The 1,208-nt window shown below is 55.0% G+C and carries 1 pseudogene; it reads right to left on the bottom strand.

Annotated features, from left to right (window positions below):
- Positions 1–29: 29 nt before the first annotated feature.
- Positions 30–1,144 (bottom strand): annotated as a pseudogene (locus DI396_RS16345) (IS3 family transposase).
- Between the last annotated feature and the right edge of the window lie 64 nt (positions 1,145–1,208).

Raw genomic sequence — 1,208 nt, 5'->3', positions numbered from 1 at the left:
AGTTGTTGACCTGCTCCCCATTGAGTCCGCTAATTTAGGTTAGCTCTGTTCAGGTTTTGGTCTTCCTTTGACCGGTTAGCATATTCTGCTGGCGTCAGGCCAGCGAGGCTTGTGTGTGGACGGTGGTGGTTGAAGTCCGTCCGCCAAGCGGCAATTAGATCACGTGCATGGCGGAGGTTGTCGAGCAGGTGCTCGTTCAGGCATTCGTCACGCATCCTGCCGTTGAAGCTTTCGACAAACCCGTTCTGCATTGGCTTGCCGGGCGCGATGTAATGCCATTCAACCTTGCGGTCTTCTTGCCACTTCAGGATCGCATTGGATGTCAGTTCGGTCCCATTGTCGCTGACCACCATGCAGGGGTATCCACGCATTTCAGCGATCCGATCCAATTCACGCGCAACGCGATCACCAGACAAAGACGTATCAACCACAGCGGCCAGACATTCACGACTGAAGTCATCAATCACATTCAGAATGCGGAACCGGCGACCGCACGACAGGCTGTCAGACACGAAGTCCAACGACCACCGCTGGTTCGGCCCCTGCGGTATCGCCATGGGCGCTCTGGTGCCCACTGCACGCTTGCGACCGCCGCGCTTACGGACTGTTAACCCTTCTTCGCGGTAGATCCGATACAGCTTCTTCCAGTTCACATGCCAGCCTTCGCGCTTCAGCAGAATGTGCAGCCGACGATAGCCAAAGCGTCGCCGTTCAGACGACAGCTCTTTCAATCGACCACGCAGCTCCGTATCCGCTGGCCGCTTCGACACACGTCGATAGACCCGTGGATCAATCCCAGCCAACGCACAGGCGCGCTTCTGATTGTATCGCTTCTCTGTCATGGCCCAGGTCACTGCGTTTCAGCGTGAGCCGGGCCTCAGAAGTTTTTTCCCAGCATTTCCTTGAGCGTCGAGACATCCATCATCTGCTCAGCCAGCAACTTCTTGAGCTTAGCATTCTCCGCCTCAAGACTCTTCAGCTTCTTCACGTCAGGCACTTCCATACCACCAAACTTGGATCGCCATTTGTAAAACGTGGCATCGCTGACACCGTGCTTCCGGCACAGCTCCTTCGCACCAAGTCCAGCCTGATGCTCTTTCAAGATCCCAATAATTTGCTCTTCACTGAAACGGCTTCTCTTCATCGTCTGTCTCCTTGTTGGAGAACAGGCTAACTCAGAACAACGGACTTTTCAGGGGAGCAGGTCA

It is taken from the genome of Litorivita pollutaquae, from assembly GCF_003205515.1.
Taxonomy (GTDB): Bacteria; Pseudomonadota; Alphaproteobacteria; order Rhodobacterales; family Rhodobacteraceae; genus Litorivita; species Litorivita pollutaquae.
This window is presented reverse-complemented; position numbering and strand designations above follow the sequence as displayed.